The organism is Enterococcus sp. AZ071 (assembly GCF_050499065.1).
Taxonomy (GTDB): Bacteria; Bacillota; Bacilli; order Lactobacillales; family Enterococcaceae; genus Enterococcus_A; species Enterococcus_A ferrettii.
The window spans coordinates 1,255,465-1,278,596 of the sequence record NZ_JBIPAS010000002.1 but is presented as its reverse complement, the minus strand read 5'-3'; the positions used below and the strand labels follow the sequence as shown (position 1 = coordinate 1,278,596).

23 protein-coding genes and 1 pseudogene are annotated in these 23,132 nt (G+C 37.6%); 18 read left to right on the top strand and 6 right to left on the bottom strand.

Going from position 1 to position 23,132, the window contains the following annotated elements; genetic code table 11:
• Positions 1-3 precede the first annotated feature (3 nt).
• The 10 genes from IGI49_RS24600 to IGI49_RS24555 all read left to right on the top strand — a co-directional run bounded on the left by IGI49_RS24600 (position 4) and on the right by IGI49_RS24555 (position 9,867).
• Entirely contained in the window at positions 4-792 is a 789-nt protein-coding gene (locus IGI49_RS24600; protein WP_429965023.1) for an ABC transporter permease subunit, read from the top strand.
• 217 nt (positions 793-1,009) lie between these two features.
• Complete coding sequence (locus IGI49_RS24595) at positions 1,010-2,833, top strand: beta-glucoside-specific PTS transporter subunit IIABC (protein WP_429965024.1); 1,824 nt, start codon at positions 1,010-1,012, stop codon at positions 2,831-2,833.
• Between the two features lie 13 nt (positions 2,834-2,846).
• Positions 2,847-4,256: a glycoside hydrolase family 1 protein gene (locus IGI49_RS24590; RefSeq protein ID WP_429965025.1), complete on the top strand. Its 1,410-nt coding sequence runs from the start codon at positions 2,847-2,849 to the stop codon at positions 4,254-4,256.
• A 17-nt stretch (positions 4,257-4,273) separates the two neighbouring features.
• Complete coding sequence (locus IGI49_RS24585) at positions 4,274-5,110, top strand: PRD domain-containing protein (protein WP_429965026.1); 837 nt, start codon at positions 4,274-4,276, stop codon at positions 5,108-5,110.
• A 327-nt stretch (positions 5,111-5,437) separates the two neighbouring features.
• Positions 5,438-5,854: a hypothetical protein gene (locus IGI49_RS24580; RefSeq protein WP_429965027.1), complete on the top strand. Its 417-nt coding sequence runs from the start codon at positions 5,438-5,440 to the stop codon at positions 5,852-5,854.
• The gene (locus IGI49_RS24575; RefSeq protein WP_429965028.1) at positions 5,851-6,309 is read left to right on the top strand and encodes a MarR family winged helix-turn-helix transcriptional regulator; all 459 of its coding nucleotides are present in this window, start codon (positions 5,851-5,853) and stop codon (positions 6,307-6,309) included. Before IGI49_RS24580 ends, IGI49_RS24575 begins: the two co-directional genes overlap by 4 nt.
• 144 nt (positions 6,310-6,453) lie before the next feature.
• On the top strand, positions 6,454-7,113 hold the full coding sequence (locus IGI49_RS24570; protein ID WP_429965029.1) for a DUF2461 domain-containing protein: 660 nt from the start codon (positions 6,454-6,456) through the stop codon (positions 7,111-7,113).
• A 375-nt stretch (positions 7,114-7,488) separates the two neighbouring features.
• A complete protein-coding gene (locus IGI49_RS24565) occupies positions 7,489-8,568 on the top strand; it encodes an alpha/beta fold hydrolase (RefSeq protein ID WP_429965030.1) in 1,080 nt (359 codons plus the stop codon).
• Between the two features lie 150 nt (positions 8,569-8,718).
• Positions 8,719-9,324 (top strand): CPBP family intramembrane glutamic endopeptidase, encoded by a 606-nt coding sequence (locus IGI49_RS24560; RefSeq protein WP_429965031.1) that lies wholly within the window; start codon positions 8,719-8,721, stop codon positions 9,322-9,324.
• Between the two features lie 66 nt (positions 9,325-9,390).
• On the top strand, positions 9,391-9,867 hold the full coding sequence (locus tag IGI49_RS24555; RefSeq protein ID WP_429965032.1) for a MarR family winged helix-turn-helix transcriptional regulator: 477 nt from the start codon (positions 9,391-9,393) through the stop codon (positions 9,865-9,867).
• A 530-nt stretch (positions 9,868-10,397) separates the two neighbouring features.
• Here the strand turns inward: IGI49_RS24555 and IGI49_RS24550 are convergent.
• Entirely contained in the window at positions 10,398-10,766 is a 369-nt protein-coding gene (locus IGI49_RS24550) for a YccF domain-containing protein (RefSeq protein WP_429965033.1), read from the bottom strand.
• Between the two features lie 211 nt (positions 10,767-10,977).
• Between IGI49_RS24550 and IGI49_RS24545 the strand changes: the two genes are divergently transcribed.
• Both IGI49_RS24545 and IGI49_RS24540 read left to right on the top strand, forming a co-directional pair.
• Entirely contained in the window at positions 10,978-11,892 is a 915-nt protein-coding gene (locus IGI49_RS24545; RefSeq protein ID WP_429965034.1) for an alpha/beta fold hydrolase, read from the top strand.
• Positions 11,893-11,959: 67 nt separating this feature from the next.
• Positions 11,960-12,610 carry a carbonic anhydrase family protein gene (locus IGI49_RS24540; protein WP_429969607.1) on the top strand — a complete coding sequence of 217 codons (651 nt, stop codon included), beginning with the start codon at positions 11,960-11,962 and terminating at the stop codon, positions 12,608-12,610.
• A gap of 35 nt (positions 12,611-12,645) precedes the next feature.
• Here the strand turns inward: IGI49_RS24540 and IGI49_RS24535 are convergent, their stop codons facing one another.
• From IGI49_RS24535 to IGI49_RS24525, 3 genes are all read right to left on the bottom strand, one after another.
• Positions 12,646-13,053, bottom strand: coding sequence for a YjdF family protein (locus tag IGI49_RS24535; RefSeq protein ID WP_429965036.1), 408 nt, complete (start codon positions 13,051-13,053; stop codon positions 12,646-12,648).
• A 134-nt stretch (positions 13,054-13,187) separates the two neighbouring features.
• Entirely contained in the window at positions 13,188-13,820 is a 633-nt protein-coding gene (locus tag IGI49_RS24530; RefSeq protein ID WP_429965037.1) for a pentapeptide repeat-containing protein, read from the bottom strand.
• An 18-nt stretch (positions 13,821-13,838) separates the two neighbouring features.
• On the bottom strand, positions 13,839-14,657 hold the full coding sequence (locus tag IGI49_RS24525) for a LysR substrate-binding domain-containing protein (RefSeq protein WP_429965038.1): 819 nt from the start codon (positions 14,655-14,657) through the stop codon (positions 13,839-13,841).
• A gap of 101 nt (positions 14,658-14,758) precedes the next feature.
• Between IGI49_RS24525 and IGI49_RS24520 the strand changes: the two genes are divergently transcribed.
• Positions 14,759-15,760 carry a YeiH family protein gene (locus IGI49_RS24520; RefSeq protein ID WP_429965039.1) on the top strand — a complete coding sequence of 334 codons (1,002 nt, stop codon included), beginning with the start codon at positions 14,759-14,761 and terminating at the stop codon, positions 15,758-15,760.
• A gap of 286 nt (positions 15,761-16,046) precedes the next feature.
• Here the strand turns inward: IGI49_RS24520 and IGI49_RS24515 are convergent, their stop codons facing one another.
• Positions 16,047-16,931, bottom strand: a complete 885-nt coding sequence (locus tag IGI49_RS24515; RefSeq protein WP_429965040.1) for an AraC family transcriptional regulator — start codon at positions 16,929-16,931, stop codon at positions 16,047-16,049.
• 274 nt (positions 16,932-17,205) lie between these two features.
• On the opposite strand from IGI49_RS24515, the pseudogene IGI49_RS24510 reads away from it, so the two are divergent.
• From IGI49_RS24510 to IGI49_RS24495, 4 genes and pseudogenes are all read left to right on the top strand, one after another.
• Positions 17,206-17,982 (top strand): annotated as a pseudogene (locus IGI49_RS24510) (Cof-type HAD-IIB family hydrolase).
• Positions 17,983-18,016: 34 nt separating this feature from the next.
• Positions 18,017-19,219 (top strand): MFS transporter, encoded by a 1,203-nt coding sequence (locus IGI49_RS24505; RefSeq protein ID WP_429965041.1) that lies wholly within the window; start codon positions 18,017-18,019, stop codon positions 19,217-19,219.
• Entirely contained in the window at positions 19,216-19,833 is a 618-nt protein-coding gene (locus tag IGI49_RS24500; RefSeq protein ID WP_429965042.1) for a sugar O-acetyltransferase, read from the top strand. Before IGI49_RS24505 ends, IGI49_RS24500 begins: the two co-directional genes overlap by 4 nt.
• Positions 19,834-19,865: 32 nt before the next feature.
• Positions 19,866-20,690 carry a histidinol-phosphatase HisJ family protein gene (locus IGI49_RS24495; RefSeq protein WP_429965043.1) on the top strand — a complete coding sequence of 275 codons (825 nt, stop codon included), beginning with the start codon at positions 19,866-19,868 and terminating at the stop codon, positions 20,688-20,690.
• Positions 20,691-20,707: 17 nt separating this feature from the next.
• Here IGI49_RS24495 and IGI49_RS24490 read toward each other — a convergent pair whose 3' ends face one another.
• Positions 20,708-21,682, bottom strand: coding sequence for an AraC family transcriptional regulator (locus tag IGI49_RS24490; RefSeq protein ID WP_429965044.1), 975 nt, complete (start codon positions 21,680-21,682; stop codon positions 20,708-20,710).
• Between the two features lie 139 nt (positions 21,683-21,821).
• On the opposite strand from IGI49_RS24490, the gene IGI49_RS24485 reads away from it, so the two are divergent.
• Positions 21,822-23,132 (top strand): MFS transporter, encoded by a 1,311-nt coding sequence (locus IGI49_RS24485; RefSeq protein ID WP_429965045.1) that lies wholly within the window; start codon positions 21,822-21,824, stop codon positions 23,130-23,132.

Sequence of the window (23,132 nt, the reverse complement as noted above, 5' to 3'; positions counted from 1 at the left end):
GCAATGGTAAATTTGATAAAAGCAGAGCTCTTTAGATTAGGCAAAGGAAATGCGGTTCGAAATGTATTGCTGGCTGGTGTAGTGATTATTATTACTGGCTTAAATATGTTTAACTCTGGTGGCGCTACTGGTGGAATCGGCGTCCAATCAGCAGCAAGTACGGCTCGATCTTTGCCAGTAAATGGTGCTGATTTTATCCAGCAAATGCGAGACGATGGTCTATTTCCTTTCTTTATTCTTGCTTTTGCAACGGCTGTCTTAGGAGCAGATTACTCAACTGGAACTATTCGAAACACTTTGTCCTACTTTGCTAATCGAAGGATTGTTTTTTTGGCAAAGTGCATTACTGGGTTTCTTTGCTGCTTAGTGTACACTATCGTTTGTTTAGCAGCGAGTACAGCATTGGGCGTTCTGTTGTATGGTTTTGGTGGAATTAATTTAGTCTTCATTTTGAGAATGCTCGTACAAATTATTCTATCAATGCCTTTATATCTTGGAATGATTGCAATTGGTTATTGCTTATTGGTTTTTACTAAAAAAACAAGTATTACCATTACTGTCTACATGGTAGGGATACTTTTTATTCCATCCTTCACTTATCAAATTCACCAATTGTTTCCAAAAGCAGAGTGGTTGAAGCTGTGTGATCCGTTATCTGCGTTTTCAATGCTCTCACAATTTTGGGAATTTCCCGCCAGCTATGTAGGAATGGTTTTACTGGTATGGTTGGTACTAGACGTACTCATTTTAGCAGCAAGTATGCGTAGATATACATTCGCTGATGTGATTTAACTGTTATGTTAAGAATAAATGATAAAACGAAAAACAAATAAATTTAAATTTTTTATTGATTGCGCTATCATTATATGCTATTATTCGATTACAGCAAAATAACGTTATTGGCATGTTACTGATTACGCAGGCAAGACCAAGACAAACTAACACTTCAATTTTTTGGTTGAGGCGTGGTTTGACTTGGTCTTTTTTACTGTTTAAAGGAGAGAGAAAGATGGATTACAGAGAAGTAGGAAGAAATGTATTGCAGCATGTTGGAGGAAAAGAGAACGTGGTCAGTTTAACCCACTGTGCAACTAGATTACGTTTTGAGCTCAAAGATAAGAAAAAAGCTGATACTAAAGCTTTAGAAAAAACTTCGGGTGTGATTAGTGTTGTTGATAGTGGTGGTCAGTACCAAGTTGTCATTGGCAATGAAGTCCAAACTGCTTTTAAAGAAATTCAAAAAGCGGTTGGTAACTCTATTAAGCAGAAAAAACCTTCTGATAGTCAGGAAAGTATTATTTCAAGACTGATTAGTGTTATTTCGACTACTTTCACTCCAATGATTCCAGCAATCACTGGTGCTGGGATGGTAAAAGCTATTTTAGCAGTCTTGACTTTGACTGGTGTACTATCAGATAGCAGTCAAACTTACATCATTTTGAATACGATCGCTGATGCAGCCTTTTACTTTATGCCGGTACTCTTAGCTTATGGGGCTGCAATAAAGTTTGATGTCAGTCCAATTTTGGCGATTACAGTTGCCGGTATCTTGCTTCATCCTAATATTTCGCAGCTTTTTTCTACTGGTGATGCGGTTTCTTTCTTAGGAATTCCGATATTGGCTGCTGATTATGCTGGGTCGGTGTTACCAATTATTTTCACGGTTTGGATTATGTCCTATGTGGAACCCTTTGCCGATCGGATTTCACCCTCATTTATCAAGTTCTTTACTAAACCAATGCTGGTTTTTCTGATCATGGGACCGTTGGCGTTAGTAGTTATTGGACCATTCGGAACGCTACTAAATGATCTTGTAGCAGTTGGAGCTGAGTGGATTAACGGTAAGGCAGCATGGTTAATTCCATTTTTAATGGGTGGTTTACAACCTTTCCTTGTTGTAACTGGAACAGCTTGGGCCATGACACCAATTGCTACTATGCAGCTAAGCAGCAATGGTTCAGAAATGATCAATGGACCAGGGATGTTGGCCTCCAACATTGCCCAGTCTGGGGCTACGTTTGCAGTGGCTGCGAAAACGAAAAACAAAGAGTTAAAGCAGCTAGCTGTTTCTACCGGAATTACTGCTTTAATGGGAATTACTGAGCCCTCACTTTATGGAGTAACCTTGAAGCTGAAAAAACCATTGGTGGCTTCAATGATTGGTGGTGCGATCGCTGGTTTATATGCTGGCTTGAGCGGTTTGGTAAGATATGCTTTCGTTTCACCAGGCTTAGCAGCATTGCCTGCTTTCATTGGTGAGAATCCGATGAATATTGTTCATGCAATTATTACATGTGTGATTGCTTTTGTTGCAACCTTTATTATTGCTTATCTAATCGGATTTGATGACACTTCCGATGAATTAGAACAGGCTTCAGCGGAATCATCAATCATCATTGAAAGTCCAGTAAAAGGAAGTATTTATCCTATTTCTGAAGTTAACGATGCCGTTTTCTCTAAAGGTTTACTAGGAAAAGGTGTCGCCATTCATCCGGAAGAAAATAGCATTTATTCACCAGTTGATGGAGAAGTTATCACTATTTTAAAATCTAAGCATGCTATTGGTTTGCGTTCAAAAGATGGAATTGAACTATTAATCCATGTTGGGATCGACACAGTGAATCTCAAAGGTAAGCCCTTTGAAGTTTTCGTAAAAGCAGGGGATCAGGTTTCAGCAGGACAGTTGCTAATTGACACCGATTTTGATTCCATTAGAAATGCGGGCTACGATGATACAGTGATCGTTGTGGTGACCAACAGTGAAAATTATGAAGTAATAAGTGAAACAACTGGAAACTTAAAGGAACACGAACCATTGATGCAAATTAGTTAAGGAGAGGATTTTCGTGCAGTACAAACAGCTTTCAGCATTTCCAGAGAATTTTTTATGGGGAGCCTCCATTAGTGCTTACCAAGCAGAAGGAGCTTATCAAGAAGATGGAAAGCAGCCATCAATTATTGACAAGTATCAGCATACAGAAGGGGTAGCCAACTTTGAAGTAGCCTCGGATTTTTATCATCACTATAAAGAGGACATTCAACTGTTCAAAGAATTGGGTTTGAAGGCTTTTCGCTTTTCCATCGCTTGGACTCGGATCATGGATATTGAAAACAACAAAGTGAATCAGAAGGGGATTTCTTTTTATCATCAAGTTATTGATGAATGTTTGAATCAGGGAATTGAACCCATCGTAACCATGTACCATTTCGATTTACCTTATTTTTTAGAGGAACAAGGTGGTTGGTTAAATCGGGAGACCATTGAACATTTCGTCGATTATATAAAAATACTATTTCATGAATACGGTCATAAGGTAAACTATTGGTTAACGATTAACGAACAAAACACCATGATCCTGCATCCTGGTGCAATCGGTCTACCACTTAGTGGACAGCTGCCTTCAAAAAAAGAACTCTTTCAAATTAACCACCATGTTTTATTGGCTCAAGCTAAAGTGATTCACTTGTACCATCAGTTGAATCTTAAAGGAAAAATCGGTCCAGCTATCAATTTGACTGCTATGTATCAGGCTACTTCAAGTCCGGAAGATGCAATTGCAGCCCATAATTGGGAAACATTAAGAGGCTGGTCCTTCTTGGATGCAGCAGTTCGTGGGAAATACAATTATTTGTTTGAAAACTATTTGAATGATCGCGGATTATATCCTAAAATTGAAGCAGAGGATCAGGAAATATTATGTTCCGGAAAACCCGATTTTATTGCGATTAATTACTATTCAACTGCCACGATCGCTGCTAGTAAGAATGATGGATCAGACGTCTCCGCTAGAGCAGGGGATCAACAAATTATGTTGGGGGAAGAAGGCGTCTACCGAGCAGCAGAGAATCCTTATGTTGATAAAACGCCCTATGGCTGGGTAGTTGACCCTACTGGATTGAGACTAACCCTAAGAAAACTATATGACAGGTATGATTTACCTATTTTAATTACCGAAAATGGATACGGAGCTCCAGATATAGTGGATGAAGACGGGCGAATCAATGATCAGGATAGAATTGATTATTTAGCCAAACATATTTTGGCTATTCAGGAAGCTTTAACAGATGGTGTCGATGTCTTTGGTTATATGCCTTGGTCAGCGATTGATGTTGTCAGTACTCATCAAGGTTTTAATAAACGTTACGGATTTATTTATGTTGACCGAACGGATGGGGACCTTAAAGAATTAAAACGAATGAGAAAAGAAAGTTTCTTTTGGTACCAAGAATTAATTGCTCGAAATGGCTTAGCTTAGAGGGGGCGGTGAATCTAATGAGAGTAGCTAAAACGTTAAACAATAGTTTAATTCTTTGCTTAGATAAACAAGGCAAAGAGGTGATATTAATGGGAAAAGGGATCGGATTTCAACTCAAGAAAGGCGATCTTGTTCCAGCTGATAAAATCCAAAAAGTATTTAAATTAGATTCACTTTCTGACGCTCTAAAAAAGGATTACATCAAATTGTTTGAGGATGCTTCGGATGATCTAATTATTTGCGTGAAACGAATTATTGATTATGCTAACAGCAGGTTTGACTTTAAACTGAATAAAAGTTTATTTTTTACGCTGGTTGATCACTTGAAGTATGCGATTGAACGCAGTCAAAAGGGTATTGTTTTTCAAAATCGTTTGCTGATTGAAATTCAAAAGTATTATCCAAAGGAATTTGCAGTGGGCTGCTACGCTATTGAACTAATTAACAAAAAGATGAATGTTCAGTTGCCAGAAGAAGAAGCTGGAAACATTGCTTTTCATATTGTAAATGCTCAAAGTGAGCAAACGAATATGGAAGAAACTATGCTTTCCGTGAGAGCTCTAAAGGATATATTGACCATGTTAAGCTATTTATTTCCTGAAAAGCAAATTGACAAGGATTCCATGCTCTATCTAAGATTTGTTACTCATTTGCAGTTTTTCATTGCCCGGATGATAAAAAAAGAAGAACTTCCAGAAAAAGATGATTTTTTATTAGCTTCAGTGAAGCAACGCTTTCCTAAAGAATATCGGGCAGCCGTAAAGATCAAAGAGTATGTCCAAGAAGAAATGGATGCTTCAGTGAATCAAGATGAGTTGCTATACTTAACATTGCATATTTCAAGAGTGTATTAGAAGTTAAAAAAACTTCTATCAACTGCCATTTATATAAGAGTGCGACAGAAGCACAAGCACTAAAAAATAGGAATGATACTTCGAAAATGACTTGTCCTTATTTTATGATTAATTTGGCTTACTTCCAAAGGATCTGCTTCAGCCACACCACTTATTTGTTTGTCGGAACCTGTGACCTAAGAAGTCACAGGTCTTTTGTTTGTTCAGAGAAATAGAAGTTTAGATCCTATTTCAAGGCATTTCTTCGATAAACCTCTTAAGTATTGATTGACTTCATTTTAATAAGTGTATATATTATAAGTATGCTTATTAAAAAGGAGAATGACGATGAAATTTAGCTTTGAAGTTGAGACAGAATTAACACCGGAACAAATTTGGCCATACTATGCTGAAGTAAACAACTGGTATAAATGGGAAGATGATTTGCAAAAGATTTCTTTAGAAGGAGCATTCGAAACCGGAACGACGGGTGAAATGACGTTAGATGGACAACCACCAATGGCTTTTACATTAACTTCAGTCAAAACAAATGAATATTTTACTGATGAAACAACTATTCCACATGCTGGAACTATTTCATTCCATCACGAACTGGAAAGACTAGGAGAAAAAACCTGTATTCGGCATTCAGTAGAGTTCAAAGCAGTTCACCATAAGGAGAATGTGAAAGACAGTCAATTCTTGCTCGGTATTTTTTCTGATGTGCCAGCATCGGTCTTTGCGTTGATTAAGGCAGCCAGATGAGTCTATTTCCATCAAAATATCAAGGTGGGTCAGATCATTCAGTCGGCTTTTCTTTCATCCGAGTTTATAATATTTGGCATCGACAAATCAAGGCTGCTCTGTCGCAGATTGATTTAACGCATCCTCAGTTTGTGGTAATTGCTTCTTTAGGTTATTTAGCTCAGTTTGATCAGGAGATTACTCAAGTCAATATTGCTGACACCTCGGATATTGATGTGATGACTATATCAACAATTATTAAGAATCTTGAGAAGAAGAAATTAGTAATACGAGCTCTCTCTGTTGAGGATGCACGAGCAAAATCTGTTCAGCTAACTGATGAGGGTACCCAACTGATGATGGAAGCCATGAAAATTGTTGAGGAAATTGATTGCCGATTCTTTGGACAATTAGGAAATGAACAAGAGATCTTTAACCAATTTCTGCATCGTCTTTCACAAGCAGAGGTGGATTAAGGAAGTTGGATTTCTTTAAAAACTAAGGCTAGATAGGCCGCTTACCTTAAAAAAGCTGACATTTATTGAAAAACTTAAAAACTTCGGTACACTTCAGTAAAATGGATGAATTTTTAGGAGATAATAGAAAAAATGGGGGAAGTTATGAAAAAAATATTTTACTATTTAAGCGAGCTGCAGCAAAACAATGATCGGGAATGGTTTCATGCTCATAAACCGGAACGCCTAGCTGCTTTGCAAATGTTTGAACAGCTAGTCCATGAGCTAAACGCTGAATTAATGAAGATGGACGCAACAATCTCATTACATGAACCAAAGAATCTAACGTATCGATTGAATCGAGATATTCGATTCGCTAAAGATAAAACACCATACATGCCGGCTTTTCGAGCCAACATTGCTCCCAATGGCAAAGATTTTATTCCGGTAGGTTATTACCTTTTTCTAATGCCAGGAGATCGTTCGTTTCTTGGCGGAGGTTTTTATGCGGATGGCATGTCAGAGGTAACGAATGCCATTCGAACTCGAATTATTCGCAAACCAGAAGAATTTTTGAGCATCATTAACCAGCCAGAATTTGCAAGGACCTTCGAAGTATTAGGCACGAAATTAAAAAGAATTCCACGTGGCTTTGAGGAATATAAGGATAGTGAGTTAGCGGAATGGTTAAAGCATAAAAGTTGGCACTTATCTTACAATCTGACAGATGAAGTCCTGCTGTCATCTCAGGATTTTGTTGGTGAAGCGGTGAAAATTTTTCGATTAATGAAACCCTTCAATCATTTTATTAATGGGGCTCTTTAATGTAATTTGAAAAGATGCAAGACCGTTTTTTACGCAATTATGTTTTCTTATGCCCGCTGGAGTCACCTACAATGCAATAAGGTCTGATACGTTGGTACAAATTACTGTCCAGCAAGCTGCTAGTGAAAAATCAATCCATAATCATTCCTAGCAGACTAAGCGTATTATGCCTACTCTTCAGAAAATACAAAAGTCAAGTTTGTAGCAAATACGGAATGGAAATAAATGATTAAAAGATCGTTTATATAATTAAAAGGCGCAATGCATGAGAAATTTTCTTGCATTGTGCTTTTTCTACATCTAAAGTCTGATTGCTTATTTTAAGTTTATGGTAAATTAGTAATTATAATGACTATATGAAGTGGAGGAGAAATGATGAGAGTGAAAAGATTTTTTGCTATTATTTTAGGAGTAATTGTGATTTTAATGATTAGCGCATTGCTAATTCTACTTGTGAACAGTCCTGGAAAAACACCTCAATTAACTGATACGGAAGGCCAACCTATATCTAGCAGTATTAATGAGAAAAAATCTATGTCAATTGGTGGTGTACAGCAGGGGATGTTCATTCGAGGCGAAGACAAAACCAAGCCCGTCCTATTATTTTTACATGGTGGACCTGGAACGCCCGAGTTTGCTATGTCGCATGCATGGGAAACTCAAGACCGATTGGAGAAAGAATTCGTCGTTTGTTACTGGGATCAGAGGGGAACTGGTATGTCGAATCCCAAGGGTCTGAAAAAAGAAACATTAACTACCAGTAACTTAATTCAAGACACAGTAGAAGTAACGAAATATTTACAAAAACGCTTTGATAAACAGCAAATATTTTTGATGGGACATTCATTTGGTTCTTATATTGGTCTCAAAACTGCTCAAAAGTATCCGGAAAACTATGTAGCTTATCTGGGAGTTGGTCAAGTGATCCATCAAAAGGAAGGACAAAAACGAGCTTATCAATATTTGCGTGATCAAGCCAAAGAAAAGAATGATCAAAAAGCCCTGAAAAAACTAGCTACTTTTGACCCAGAGGCACCAGCGTATAATATGTTATTGGAAGAATACGGAGTGGGAATTCGACATGACGGTCCGGCTACGATGAAATTGCTGAAGAACTTGTTGTTCTTTAAAGGGTATACCTCTAAGGAGAAATGGCAAGCAATTCAGGGAATGGCCATTTCTAACCAACAACTGGATACACCTGATTATTCGGAGGATAATCTAGTGAAAACTGTTCCTAAAGTCGATGTGCCTGTTTATTTTTTACATGGGAAGTATGATTATCAAGTTTCTTATGAGCTGGCCAAAGAATTTTACGAAAGGGTAGACGCTCCTAAAAAGGGATTTTATACTTTTGAGAATTCAGCCCATAGTCCAAACATGGAGGAGCCAGCAGTATTTATGAAAGCTGTAAAAGAAGTCGTAGAGATAGTTGACCATCAAGGAGGCAGATGAAATTGAACAACATGCTAAGATATCTTATTTTAACGTTTGCTATTTCGTGGAGTTGCTGGCTTTTAGTAGTTTTTTTTGATAAAAACTGCTGGTATTGAATTATTTTCACCAATCGGACTTTCTCTATATAGCTTAGGAGCTGCCAGTCCGATGTTTAGCGCCTGGATCGTTCAGAGAAAATACGCTTCAAAAGAAGAATATCATCAGTTCAAGCATGGTATTGCTAATATCAAGCAGCCGATCTCAGCTTATTTATTAGTGGGTTTCTTAGCCTGGGCATTTTGCTTTTTCCCAGTGCTTCTGGGTACTAGCAAGCAAGTGGCCCCAGTCTATGTAGCTTTGCAACAGTTACCTATCATGATCTTTTTTGGTGGAGGATTAGAAGAGGTTGGCTGGCGTGGATATTTGCTTCCAGAGATGCAGAAAAAATATTCACGCTTTATCTCTACTTGCTTCGTAGCTGCTATTTGGTTGTGTTGGCATCTTCCTTTGTGGTTAGTAACAGGATCGGGTCAGGATAAAATGAATTTCCTCGTTTTCGCTTTGTGGGTTTTCAGCTTAGCACTTTTGCTTACGCTTATTTGGAATAAATATCAAAGTACCTTACTTTGTATATTGCTTCATGCAGGGTTTAACTCGTTTAGTGATGTTTATCCGCCAGATTTTAATCAGTTATCTGTATCGGGATTATTGTTCCTTTTGTGTTTAGGTATCTATTTTCTCCATGACTATTTGATTTCTAAAAAGGTTAGCTAACAACTGAAAATAAAGAGATTCGTATGTTATGATGGTCAGTATACTGATTATAAAAGGAGAAAAGTTATGGATGACAAGCAGCGCCTGTTTCTGATTTCCCAAACCTACGCCACTCTTTTTTCGGTAACTAACAAAATCCAAACAGCAGGAGACGAGGCAATTGAAAAGCTGACCTCAAGACAGATGATGACTTTTATCGCGATCGCTCATCTACCAGAGGGAGAAGCTAGTTTAAATGCAATTGCTTCAAAATTAGGAGCCACGAAACAAAGTACGGCTCAAATTATCAATAATTTAAAGAGTAAAGGTTACTTACAGGCGGAAAAAAATGCGACAGATGGTCGATCGGTCAATCTAGTTATCACAGAAACGGGAAGAACCGTTTTCCAGCAAAGCGGTGAACAGGGGTGGTTTTTTTTACAGGAACTATTTAGTGATTTTTCTGATGAAGAACTAGAAACACTTTGGAAACTTTTAAAGAAGGTTTATGCTTTTGATGGAAAAAATCATGATGGTTTTGAAGCAGAAGGAAGGGAACTATAAAACATTCTTTTTAGAAGAACCTGTGACTGCAAAGTAAATTAGCTATTTTACCTTAAAATGCAAAATAATTTATTCTAAGAAATACCTATTCTTGCTTTTTTAGGCACGCAGGATGGGTATTTTTAAGTTCAAACAGTTTTATACAAACTGTTTTCAATTTTTTAATATAAGTTTCTTTGATAAACAACTCCTCTAATTCATCGACAATTATCAGACGCTCCAGAAGAATCGGACTCTATTTAAGTAATTCCTTTATACCTTCATGAATGAGCATAACTAGTTCATTAAACGGATAGGCTTGTGGAAAATGTATAGTCAAGCTAAAATTAAGAGGGAGGTAGAAAAAAAGACTCGTTTATTGCTGCTTATAATTATTCTTGGGGTCAATAATAGTAGACTGTATACTAACGCAAACAGTTAGGCAAAGAATTAGTGAGTGCACAAGTAACCCTGCCTTTGATTTTAGCAGCGTGGGAACAACTCTATCTCTTTTTGGGGCCGAAAAAAACCAGATAAAAGATCGTATCTGGTTATCTGCTATACACAATTTCAGCTCCAAAAGGCATTAGCGCTAGACGAGCTAATTTTAATGATTGAGCTGCAAAGGGAATTCCAATGATTGTAATGCATAAGAAAAATGCACTGATTAAATGGCCTACTGCCAAAGGAATACCTGAAACAATCAACCAAATAATATTAACAATAAAGTTTATTCCAGTAGTATGGTAAACAACGTCTTTACCAAAAGGGGCAAAACTTAAACTAGCAAATTTAAAACATTGTAGTCCGATTGGAATCCCAATAATGGTAATGCACCAAAGCATGCCGGCTAGACACCATGTGATGCCACCAATCAAACCTCCAAAAATAAACCATATTATATTGCCTAAGCAAGACATATTTCATCTCTCCTTTAACTATAGTGTACCATTTTTAACAAAATTTACCTCCTACCAAGGATGGAGTTTAGAAGGACTCTGCAAACTCGGCAAGCATTAACACGGATATTTCTTACAGTTCCTAATGTCAGCAATGTTAAAGTGGTTCCACTAAGTATTGTTCACATAGTAATAGAATTTCAGTTTGTATTTTCAGAAAGGCGGAAGAAGGATGCGAGAATCATTCCAATTGCCATCGATCGACCAGCAAGCGCAGCTACAGGGGTATTTATGGGGTTGTGAAAATCCTAAAGCAGTGTTGCAACTAAGTCATGGGATGGCTGAACACATTTTACGCTATGAAACATTTGCTGAATATTTAAACCAGTATCAAATTGTCGTGGTTGGTCATGATCATTTAGGTCATGGAGGATCAATAAACCATGACCTTTATGGTCATTTTCATGACAAATCGATTGAAAATGGTCTAGTGACGGATCTTCATCAAGTGACTCAATATGCAAAAAAACGATTTGCTAATTTACCTTATTTTTGTTTAGGGCATAGTATGGGTTCCTTTGTGCTGCGCAATTATTTGTATGAGTATGCAAATGAATTAGATGGTGCAATTATTGTTGGAACAGGACAGCAACCCAAGTGGTTAACAAAAGCAGGCCGAGCGTTAGCTAAAAATTTGGCAAAATTCCAAGGAGAAACTCACCATAGTCAGTTGATTGATCGTGTGGCTTTCAGTGGAAATAATCGACGAATTTCACCGCATCGCACGGAAAAAGATTGGTTGGTTAGTTTGCCAGATGAAGTAGATAAGTACTTGGCGGACCAACTATGTGGTTTTTTGTTTACGCTAAGTGGGTATCAGGAATTATTTTCATTAATTATCGGATCCCAAGACCAGGAAAGGATCAGGCAACTACCTGCGAATATACCATTGCTTTTTTTATCTGGCAAAGAGGATCCTATTGGTGATTATGGGAAAGGTGTTTTGAAGGCAGCAAAGTCCTATCAAGCAGCTGGTTTGGAACGAATAGAGGTTCATTTGTATGAAAATGCCAGACATGAAGTACTGAATGAACGGCAAAAAGAGCAAGTTTACCTAGATTTAGTCACTTGGCTTAAAAAGATTTAGGCAATTTGATGTTCTTTTCCTCAAAAAAATGATATGCTTGTAAAAATATTTTTTTGGGGTGATCGATTTGCCAGCACGATTTTTGATAGATTATCATGAACAAAATGATTGGCTCCCAGAGGCTGGGACGCTGCAATCACCAATAAATATTGATTCCATGCAAGTAAAAACGGTTACCGCAAAGGAAGCTTCCAGCTTAAAATTGTTTTTCAATTCAAAGCAGCGGTCATTTTTAAATAATGGACAAAACTTACAGTTGCTGTGTCAGGGGAAAGCTCGTTTGAATGGCCGGCGATTTTCATTAGTTCAAATGCATTTTCATGCGGAAAGCGAACATACGATTAATCATCAGCACTTTCCTTTAGAAGGGCATTTTCTTTATCGAGCTTCCAATGGGCAAACAGCGGTAGTAGCTGTACTTTATACTCTAGGAAATCACAATCCAGCCTTTGAGCAGGTTCTGCACCAGTTTGCTCAAGAAAAAGCGGAGGGAGAATGTGCAGTAGATGCTTTATTACCTAGTGATAAAAGCTACTATCACTATCTTGGCTCATTAACTACACCACCATTGACTGAAAATGTGGAATGGTATGTTCTCCAGCAGACCATGACTGTTTCGGAGGAGCAAGTAGCTGCCTTTGAAAAAATTCACGGGAAAAACTGTCGTGATTTACAGTCTCTAAACGATCGGACGGTTTTACATTTTGAAGAAAGATAAACGCGCAAGCTCTAGGAACCTGCGCGTTTTTTGGGTTAATGACCTCGTTTTTTCTGACGTTTCTTTTCTTGCCGCTGCTGAAACCGTTCCTGCGCTAATTGTTCCTTTTGCGCTTTAGTTTTCGAACGACGAGCTGATTTCAGTTCTTCTCGCATTTCTTGCATAGCAAGCTGTGCTTTGGTAGAAAGAACTGGTTGCCGTTTTTCTCGATTAATCAGACGCTGCATTCGTTTTGGACTAAGCTTCTTCGTTTGTTTTGAAGACTTAGTGGTTGAAACAGCTGGCTGATTTAGCAGCTTTGGCAATTGCTGACAAACAAAATCAAAAACCTCGTTGTCTTTTGGCTCAGGACCGAATACGTGACGAATTGCCTGATAACAGTTTTCATCAGTCTCGATTAATCCGCACCAAAAACTGCCATCAAAGTAGATAGTTAACTTCAAGATGACACCTCCCTTTTTGGATGTTCGAGCAATGGACGACCCGGGAGGGAAGGCTACTGACATTCTCATGCGGCGGACTACCAACCGCCTTGTGTTTTTGTGCTCGCTTTTAGTTTACTCGTTTTTTATGCGCTTTACAAATAGCCTTCTGCTTCTTCACGGGTGAGAAAGAAATTAATGCCACTAGTGGAATCCACCCAACGATCGGGATTGAAGTTTTTTGCTTCAACCCATTCGCCTGTGCGGTAGACAAAATTTCCATCTGCATAAGCTATAGCCTCATCGTAATCTTTATTAGTATACATATCCTTAATACTTAACACCTTGGCTTTATCGCAACGACAAGTGTTGTTAGTAGCCGAGGTTCTTCGGGCGTCAGCAGGAATCAACAGCTGAACAATCCGATAATCGAAACATTTCTTATATCCAATAATCGGACCGTCCTCAGCACAGTACATTTTGAAATATTGAGTCTGCTCATCGTAAATAACATTTTTTAGGTTCGCACCTTCCAGCATAGAAAAATACATATTTGCACCAGAAATATCGGCACCTTCTAAATTGCAGCCCCGCAAATCTGCACTTTCAAAAGAAGTATTTTTCAGCAGTGCATAAGAAAAATCACAGTCAATGAACAAGCAATTCGCAAAGTCAGCTTTCTCCAAATTCGCGTTTGAAAAATCGACACGTTCAAATTGTATTTCATGAAAAGGGGCACCCGCCAGTTGACGAAAACTATAATCGTGATCTTTTAAAATTGCGGCCATTTTTTACACCTTCCTTTATTAATTATACTTGCTGCTCCAATTCAGAATAAAAGCAATACAACGAGTCATCGCTTCAGACTCTAGATTTTCCCGCTGTAATAAATAGAAATTTCTCCGATAACCTTCGGGTAACTCCTGATAAGGAATACCTTCAACTGCGCGTTTGGAAATAATTGATCGGCCTATACCAGATTTCAGTAATTCACGAATGACCTCATTATTGTGAACCTCTAAAAGTGGCGGGGTCAAATTATTTTCTTCTAAATAGCGCTTAGTATAGTAGTAAACCCCTGAGGAAGCTTCACGTACCAACCAAGGAGTATCTCCCTGTTTGCCTGCCAGAACTAGCTGATCCTCCATTAGCGTAAAACGCTCAGCATTTCCGGTGGATAAGGGTTTTTCAATAAAACCTAACTCTAACTCATGTTTACTAATCGCTTCTAATACTTCCATAGAGTTCAAGAGACGAATTGAAAAGGCAATATCAGGAAATTCTGGTATCAATTCCTTCATTAGATTAGGCAGTACATAAACTGCAAAAGTATGAGAAGCACCGATCCGGCAAATTGTTGTTTGATCTCGTTCACTAGACAATTCAGTTAATAAGTCATTCCAATTTTCTAATAAATCCAAAGTCCCCTGATAAAGCAAATCCGCTTGTAGTGTGGCAACAATCTCTTTTCGGCCATTGCGTAAAAACAAGGTTGTTTTTAATTCTGCTTCTAGTTGTTTGATTTGACTAGATACTGAGGGTTGAGAGATAAATAAAATTTCTCCTGCCTTCGAAAAATTTCTCGTTTCGTAGACGACGCGGAATGTTTCTAACAACTTAAACAAAGTAATCACTTCCATTTACATATCTTATAGTAACTATTATAACAATCATTCCTAAAAATAGTTAGAAACAGGTATAATCTATTTTGGAAAGGGATGATTTAATGAACACAAAAAACTATTCAATTTTACCAGGACTGCTGTTGTCCTTCGCGGTGGCAGCGGTAAGTAAAGCTTTAGCCCTATTTTTTCCGGAAATCGGCGGTGCAACTATCGCAATTCTGTTAGGTATTCTATTAGGAAATACTATTTTTCGTCAGCCAGTTTTGGCAGTTGGAACTAAGTTCTCAGAAAGTCGCCTGTTAGAGTATTCAGTGGTACTGCTAGGTTTTACCGTTACCTTCCAAACTATCAGTGAAATCGGATTAAAAGGAATCATCTATGTTCTGTTGATGATGACAATTACAATCATTGGAGCCTACCTAATCGGCAAGAAACTTGGTTTTAGTGAAAAAATGGGGTTAATGATGGCAGGAGGTAATGCCGTTTGTGGTTCTTCAGCCATCGGAGCAATTGCTCCAGCAATCGGTGCAAAGGACGAAGAAAAAGGTCAGGTTATTACATTAGTCAACCTTTTAGGTACTATAATGATGCTGACATTACCATTCTTAGGAATCGCACTTTTTGGAGACGATTTATTAGGCAAAAGTGCTTTATTAGGAGGAACCCTTCAATCAGTAGGGCAGGTAGTTGCAGGTGCCAGTCTAATTGACACAGCAACTGTAAAATATGCAATGCTCTTTAAAATTATGCGGATCATGTTGCTAGTAGTAGTAGTGTTTATCTTTGAACAGAAGGTAAAGCAAAATACTGTTGTTAGTGATTCCCCCGTGACCAAGGGTAAGAAATTACCTGTTCCTTGGTATGTTATAGGATTCCTAATTGCATGTATCCTAAATAGCTTCGTACCGTTACCACATATTTTAGATACGGGCGCACATTTTGTTAGTACTTGGTTTGAGACAACCGCATTAGCTGCTATTGGTTTGCGTCTTGATTTCAAAAAATTTTTAAAAGAAGGTCCACGTTTCCTAATTTATGGTGTATCTGTAGGAGTAATCCAAACCATTAGTGCTGTTATCTTCATCTTTTTACTAAAGCTTTAAGATAGTATGTTCGTTCTCAGAAAATCTTTAATTCGATAAAGCAATTGAAGATTCTATTAAACAATATATAGGGCTTTTTAAACAAAAGGTATTGTAAAGAATATTCATCAGACGTTAATAATTGAAAATTTAACCAGCATTAGAAGAGGCAGCCGTTTAAAAGCGAGCTGCCTTTTTTTGATCTTCATAGGATTAGACAAGTTTTTAATAGGATTTATCAAGCTTCCTGGTGAATAAAAGGCTATAATCGAAAACATAGTTCAATTATCATAGGATAGGAAACTTTTCAGGCTTCATCAGCTAGCCATGTTCGACGATACTCACGAGGGCTGAGCCCACGTTTTGCTTTAAATAATCGATTGAAGCTAGATGGACTATTGAAACCGACTTTTAAAGCAATATCAGTAATAGTATTCTCGGAATATCTTAAATATTCTTCAGCTTTTTTTATACGGAGAGATTGAATATAGTCAATGCAAGTCATTCCGACATTCTTACGGAAAAAAGCCATGAAATGAGATGGACTATAATTACTGAATTTTGCCAAATCTTGTATTTTCAACGGTTTGTCGAGATTATCATCAATATAATTCAGAAGCTTCATAATTTTTTGATTTTCCAACGCTTTGCTGTCTTTAGGAATCGTGAATTTCAATAAATCAGCTACGAACAGCTCATTGAAAAGTAACAATAAGGAGCCTTTCAATTTAAGTTCAAAGTAGGGAGCTCTCTCATGAATTATTGCGAAAATTGTCTGAACCAGTTCAACAATAATAGGATAATGGGGCACATCTTTGCTGATACGGTAAATGCTTTGAACTTTGCCATTTTGTAGAGGTTTCAAATAGTTGATCGCCGAATAATCATGTGTTTCGAGTCCAATAAAATTGAGATGGAAAACCAATGTTTCTGAAGTTTGCTTAATATTCGTTGCTGTATGAAGTTTATTGGGCGGAATAAAAAGAATGTCTCCAGCTTGGCTAACAATTTTTTGACCGTCAATAAGGTAGTTTGCAGTTCCTTCATGAACAATAGTAATTTCTGCACCACTATGCCAATGGGGAAGAACTTCGTTGTTAGGATATTCTTTTAAAGGTTGATAATATTCGAATGGAATCATGTGATCCCCTTCATCAAACCATCTTAGTGAGTTTTCCAGCTGATTTGTCATTTGATTAAGCCTTTCTGAAACGTGCATGGATTATTTTTGTAAATAAAAGTGAATAGTATAATAAACATTATATACAAAAAAATACAACGTTCGCTATAAATTGAGCATTTTCTGATATCTAATGAAGGAATTTTTTGTGATACGCCAGTTTACTTTGAACAGAAAAACACTATGAAGAATGATAACTCTAAAAATTTGCGGGCATTTGTAAGGGAAGCAGACTGACATGATGATCAGAATTTAGCAATCGAGGACATAAAAGGAGTGGAAAATAATGATCAAAGGAATTGTTTTTTTTGACTTAGACGGAACATTATTGGATAAACGATCTCATTTAAATACAGCCAATAGAGAAGCTTTATTTAAGTTGACAGAAAATGGCTATTTACCCGTTGTAGTGACTGGCCGTGCCCCGTGGGAAATTCGTGAGCTAACAGCAGGGGGAGATATTCATTCATATATTGGACTAAACGGTCAAATCGTTTTTAACCAAAAAATCGTCTACCAATCAACTATTGAAAAGGAAATTATTGAGGAAGTAGTACTTCTGTCTAACCGACTGAATCATCCATTAGCCTTTTATGGAAAGGAAACAAGTAAAATTACTGCAATTGATGAGGCAGCAGTCAGACTTTATCAACTAGATAATGCTGCACTGCCTGAAATTATGCCAACCTTTTATCGTAAAGAAGATATTTTAATGTTGTATCTCTTTTCTAAGGATGAAGAAAAGGATCAACTATATCAAACACTTTTTGGGAATTATTTAACTATCATTCGTGATACCCCCTTTTAAGTAGCAATGACAGCCATCGGTAATTCCAAAAAAACAGGGATTAAAAATTTAATGAATAGTCTATCTCTGAAAGAAAATGTCCCAACCTACGCTTTTGGAGATGGTAACAATGATTTACCAATGTTTGAAGCAGTTGATTATCGAATAGCGATGGGAAATGGAACGGATAAAATCAAAAAAGCTGCTGATTTTGTAACAAAATCAAATGAAGATGGCGGAATAATACACGGATTGCATCACTTAAATCTGATTTAATTTCAAGAAATTAGAGGGGAGAAGTTTTAATCAAATGCTGAAAAACTCATCTAATAAATTGGGGACATTTAATGAAAATCGAGTAACTTTCAAGGCCGTTTTGTTGAGTATTTCATTGCTTACTGGATCAGCAACGGCTATAACAGGGATGTTGCCAATACTTTTGAAGCAGTTTCCACAGTTACCACAAAGTACGATCGAAAGTTTGGTAACTATTCCCAGTTTAACTACTTGTATATTTTCATTGCTTAGCAATCAGATAACGAAAAAATTTGGTGTCAAGCGAACGGTTCAACTAGGGATAGTGATTGCCACTAGTGCAGGTATTATGCCCTTCTTTTTAAAAAGCTTTGTGCTTATCTTTTTTTGCCGCCTGTTTCTCGGGGGCGGTATCGGTTTGTTTACCCCTTTAGCAATCAGTTTAATTAGTATGTTTTTTACTGGAAAAGATCGAGCTGTTTTGCTTGGTTATCAAGTAGGCATATCTGCTTTGGGGAATTCGGCATTACTCCTTGTGAGTGGCTCCTTAATAAGTATTAAGTGGAATTGGGGATTTCTCGTCTATTTATTGGCCCTACCGATATTATTGGTTTTTACTAAGGTAGTTCCTGAACCGTCAGCGGGTTTGACTGCTCAAAAGAAAGCTGATGCTACCTCAAATAAACGCTTGAGCAACTCAGTGTTACTATACATCTTATTGTGTTTTTTTACTTTTTTGATTATTTGGGCGGTACAAATAAAGTTACCAGAATTGTTTATGGAAAAAAATTTCGGCAATGCTCAATCTGCTAGTTTAGTTTTGAGTATAATGAATCTAGGCGGTTTGTTAGCTGGTCTGTTGTTTGGTCGCCTGTTTATTTATTGGAGAGAACGCCTTTTGCCGATTAGTTATCTTGCAGCTGGAGCTCTGGTTATTCTTTTGAGCTTTTCACAGCAGTTTATCGTTTCTGCGATTGCTGCGGTATTGTTTAACTTTGTTTACTCGTTTACAGGACCGTACATTATTACTAAAGTAAATGAACTATCTCCACCACATCAGTTGATTTTAGCTACTGCTTTAATTTCAGTATCTATGACATTGAGTCAGTTTGCCACACCTTTCTTTTGGAATGGTTTAGGGGCTTTGGTAAATAATCAAACGGCTGAGTCAATTATTTTTTTAGCAGGATTATCTGCGGTGCTTATTGGTATTTTATTGATTTTGAAACTAAAAATTGGGAGGAATAAGAAAAATTGAAAACTCAAAAGGAACGGATGCTGGCAGAAGAGCTTTATATGGCTGATGATCAAGAATTAGCAAAGGATTGTAAACGCTCCAGGCAATTGACTCGGTTGTTTAATCAAACAACTGAAGAGCAGCAAGAATATCGTCAAGAATTATTGAAGCAGTTATTTCAGCAAACTGGAGACAAGATATACATTGAACCGCCCTTTCGTTGCGATTATGGCAGCAATACAGTAATCGGTGAGAATTTTTATGCTAATTTTGACTGTGTCATTTTGGACGTTGCTAAAGTTACTATTGGAAAGAATGTCATGTTTGGTCCAAGAGTAGGTATTTATACACCCGGCCATCCGATTGATCCAGATGTACGAGTTCGTGGACTTGAATTTGGAACTTCTGTAACCTTAGGAGACAATGTCTGGGTGGGAGCAAATACGACTATTAATCCAGGAGTTGCCATCGGATCGAATGTAGTTATTGGCTCTGGTTCAGTTGTTACTAGAGATATTCCTGATGATGTAGTCGCTGCCGGAAATCCTTGCCGTGTATTGAGAAAAATTACTAAAGAAGACACTGCCTATTGGGAAAAGCTTGAGCAAGAATATCATAAGGATTTTGAAAGCTAGGTTAGTAAAGTTAGTAAAATAGGGGGAATACCATGAAATTTGATTACCATGTTCACACTCATTATAGCGATGACTCAGAATATCCCATGGAAGAGGTTGTAATTGATGCAATCAAGCAGGGGATTAAGGAGTTATGTTTTACTGACCATGTTGACTACGGGGTAAAGTTGGATTGTGACGACCCCGTTCCTGCTGGCGGAAACGAGATGATGCTCAATGTTGACTATCCGGCTTATTTCGAACAGTTCAATGAATTAAAAGGTAAGTATCAGCAGAAGATCACTCTACGTTTTGGTTTAGAGTTTGGCATACAAAGAGAAACAATTCCTAAGTTCGAAAAGCTGTTTGCTTCCTATCCATTTGATTTTATTTTGTTATCGATTCATCAGATCGACAATCAGGAATTTTGGACAGGAGAATTTCAAGTTGGGAAGACCGATGCTCAGTGTTATCAGGAATATTATGAAGAAATGCTAACGGTTGTTAAAAATTACCACAATTATAGCTGTCTTGCGCACATGGATCTAATCCGACGCTACTTGAACAAGGATGAGAATACCTTTGAAGCAAATAAAGCAATATTGAGTGAAATTCTCAGCTATATTATTGCAGACGGTAGGGGAATTGAGGTCAATACCTCGTCAATTCGTTACCAAATTCCTGATACTACTCCATCAGTAGAGATTTTGAAGCTATACAAAGAATTAGGCGGTGAAATAATTACCATCGGTAGTGATAGCCATACCCCAGAACAATTAGGCGCCCACATTGAGGAAAGTAAAAAACTGCTTAAAAACTTAGGCTTTAAATACTATTACACCTTTGAAAAAATGAAACCTCATTTCCACCCACTTTAAAACGTTGGTCGCAGGAGTTATTCCTGCGGCTTTTTCTTTTGGCGAAAATCATTTGGCGTTCGGCCGGTTTTTTGTTGGAATAATTTGAAAATAGAAGGAGTACTCTTATAGCCGATTGCTTCAGCAATTTCAGAAATACTGTAATTGGTATTTTGCAGCATGATTTTGGCTTCAGAAAGCCGCTTCTGATCAATTAATTCTTGAAAGGTGCTGCCGGTTTTGGCCTTGATCATATTGCTGATATAGTTTTTATTGTAACCAAAATGATTTCCTAACTGTTTTAAAGAGACTTCACAATAGTGATCATTAATGTACTTCAACAGCTGAAATATCTCTTTTTTTTCACTATAAGTATTGTTCGTATATAGGGTTGTCGTGTTGGAAAGTTCAACTAGCAGAGCGCTTAACAACAGATTCAAGGAGCGAACCTTATTTCGTTGTGGTTGAAAGAATTTCAGAGCCATTAGTTCAATAAGCTGTTGGGCAATTTTTTGTTCAGTCAAATCAAACACCATAAAATTATTATGAGAAGCTTGCTTTTGGGAGGCTTGGACAATAAATTGCGTCACTATATCTTCTGATTGTGCCAGATTATTCAATAGCTCCGTAGGTATCGAGCTATCTTGAACCAGAATATTTAGAATTAAATCCTCTTCTCCAACATAATCAATTTGCTGAATAATATTACGATCCATCAAAATTAACTGTCCCTGCGATAACGCTACGCGGTCTCCATTAATCCATTGAATACACCTGCCTGTGTACACATAGTTAAATTCTACAAAACTGTGGGTGTGAGCAGGAGTATGGGAAAAGCGAGGATGTTTATTAATAAATATATTTCCTTCCTCAAAAAAATTTACCACGGGAATTTTCGGCACAATCGATTCCTCGTAATTCAAATTCATTTCATTAATGTTTTTTCCACTTTGTCGTTGCAGTGTTTCTACCGGAAGTTCTTTCTGCAAAAGCTCTCTTAATTCGTGCATCATTTTTTTCCTCTCATCAATTCGCTAAAAATAGTTTAACAAATAATCTGTAGATTTGATACTAAATTTCTGGATTTATGAAATTGCAACGAGTGGTTGAAAGCGGTTAGAATAAGGGCATCAATTAGGAGGAAAAGAAATTATGACACATCAATTGAAAAAGAATACAGCTAAGGAATATACCCCTTTGGCTACAGCAGCTGGTATTGGATCGATGTTAGGTTCAGGATGCATCGTGGGTCTTTCCGCAACTATTCCTGTCTGGCAGCAAGGCCTTTCACTTACTACAGCTCAAGTAGGGATCCTCTCAGGAACCTTAACATTCGCTATTGCTTTTGGATCGTTAATGGCAGGGAAAATAACGCACCTTTTCGGCTTATTTCGCTCCTTTAACTGGGGAAATCTATTTTATGCTATTGGGGCCGGCATTTGCGTAATGTCCACCGGCTTTTATCCACTGCTTTTAGGAGTAGTTGTTATGGGAATTGCTTCTGGGGCTGATTTGCCTATCAGCTTGACGGTTGTTTCTCATGATGCTCCAGATGAGACCACTTCTGCACAGCTGGTTTCTTCCACCCAAGTTTTTTGGCAAATAGGTATTTTTATTTCTTATATTTGTTCATTTCTATTATCAGGAATTGAAGGCGTGATGGGGGCTCGGATTGTCTTTTTAATCCTGTTTGTTTTCTCAGTTGTTGCTTGGTTGTGGCGAATTACTTCAAAAAAATTCAAGCGATTTCATGAAGAAGGCCTACGTCGCAGAGCCAATAGTAAAGTGGTTGCTGATACAACAGCAGTTTCCGTTAAGTCTGTTTTATTTGGATCACAGAAGAATAAGTATTTAGGCTATTTCGCGGCAATTCTGATTTTTTATGTTTGTTGGAACCTGCTAGCTAATACCTGGGGGCAATTCCAAACATATGCTTTAACAAATGCAGGAGCTACTCAAACTCAGGCAACAGGTTTAGGAATCATTTTGAATGTTGTATCGCTCATCACAACCATCTTATTTGCTTCTGTATCGGGTGGGAAATATCGCAATAAGGCCTTCTTTGTTGGTGTTTTTGTTCAGTTTGCAGCAATGATTGGTATGGCTGTTTTAGGTGGCGGTGCTGGCTTTATTGCCCTGGCTGTAACGATTGGTTTCTATAATTTTGGAAACCCGATGGCTGGTGAAGCGATTTATAAGGTTTGGACTCAGGAATCTTTTCCGCCAGAAGTACGAGCAGGATTGCAAGGATTCATTAATGGATTTTCACGAATCTGTTGCGGTTTGTTCGCTTTTATCACCCCGTTTTTAGTAGCTCCTGGAACTATCCAGGTTTCTATGTATGGTTTTGCTGGAATTGTTTTACTAGCAGCAATTGCCGGCGTTTGGATGATGTCGCTGCAAAAACGATATACAACTTCTGAGAAAGAACTGCCGTTAGACAGTGTTCATTCAGTAAAGTAG

Coding starts and splice junctions, on each gene's coding strand:
- IGI49_RS24570 (WP_429965029.1), top strand. CDS start 6,454: ATGAAAAAAATATTTTACTATTTAAGCGAGCTGCAGCAAAACAATGAT.
- IGI49_RS24595 (WP_429965024.1), top strand. CDS start 1,010: ATGGATTACAGAGAAGTAGGAAGAAATGTATTGCAGCATGTTGGAGGA.
- IGI49_RS24505 (WP_429965041.1), top strand. CDS start 18,017: ATGCTGAAAAACTCATCTAATAAATTGGGGACATTTAATGAAAATCGA.
- IGI49_RS24565 (WP_429965030.1), top strand. CDS start 7,489: ATGAGAGTGAAAAGATTTTTTGCTATTATTTTAGGAGTAATTGTGATT.
- IGI49_RS24545 (WP_429965034.1), top strand. CDS start 10,978: ATGCGAGAATCATTCCAATTGCCATCGATCGACCAGCAAGCGCAGCTA.
- IGI49_RS24580 (WP_429965027.1), top strand. CDS start 5,438: ATGAAATTTAGCTTTGAAGTTGAGACAGAATTAACACCGGAACAAATT.
- IGI49_RS24490 (WP_429965044.1), bottom strand. CDS start 21,682: ATGATGCACGAATTAAGAGAGCTTTTGCAGAAAGAACTTCCGGTAGAA.
- IGI49_RS24555 (WP_429965032.1), top strand. CDS start 9,391: ATGGATGACAAGCAGCGCCTGTTTCTGATTTCCCAAACCTACGCCACT.
- IGI49_RS24530 (WP_429965037.1), bottom strand. CDS start 13,820: ATGGCCGCAATTTTAAAAGATCACGATTATAGTTTTCGTCAACTGGCG.
- IGI49_RS24600 (WP_429965023.1), top strand. CDS start 4: ATGGTAAATTTGATAAAAGCAGAGCTCTTTAGATTAGGCAAAGGAAAT.
- IGI49_RS24495 (WP_429965043.1), top strand. CDS start 19,866: ATGAAATTTGATTACCATGTTCACACTCATTATAGCGATGACTCAGAA.
- IGI49_RS24485 (WP_429965045.1), top strand. CDS start 21,822: ATGACACATCAATTGAAAAAGAATACAGCTAAGGAATATACCCCTTTG.
- IGI49_RS24520 (WP_429965039.1), top strand. CDS start 14,759: ATGAACACAAAAAACTATTCAATTTTACCAGGACTGCTGTTGTCCTTC.
- IGI49_RS24550 (WP_429965033.1), bottom strand. CDS start 10,766: ATGTCTTGCTTAGGCAATATAATATGGTTTATTTTTGGAGGTTTGATT.
- IGI49_RS24560 (WP_429965031.1), top strand. CDS start 8,719: ATGTTTAGCGCCTGGATCGTTCAGAGAAAATACGCTTCAAAAGAAGAA.
- IGI49_RS24515 (WP_429965040.1), bottom strand. CDS start 16,931: ATGACAAATCAGCTGGAAAACTCACTAAGATGGTTTGATGAAGGGGAT.
- IGI49_RS24575 (WP_429965028.1), top strand. CDS start 5,851: ATGAGTCTATTTCCATCAAAATATCAAGGTGGGTCAGATCATTCAGTC.
- IGI49_RS24585 (WP_429965026.1), top strand. CDS start 4,274: ATGAGAGTAGCTAAAACGTTAAACAATAGTTTAATTCTTTGCTTAGAT.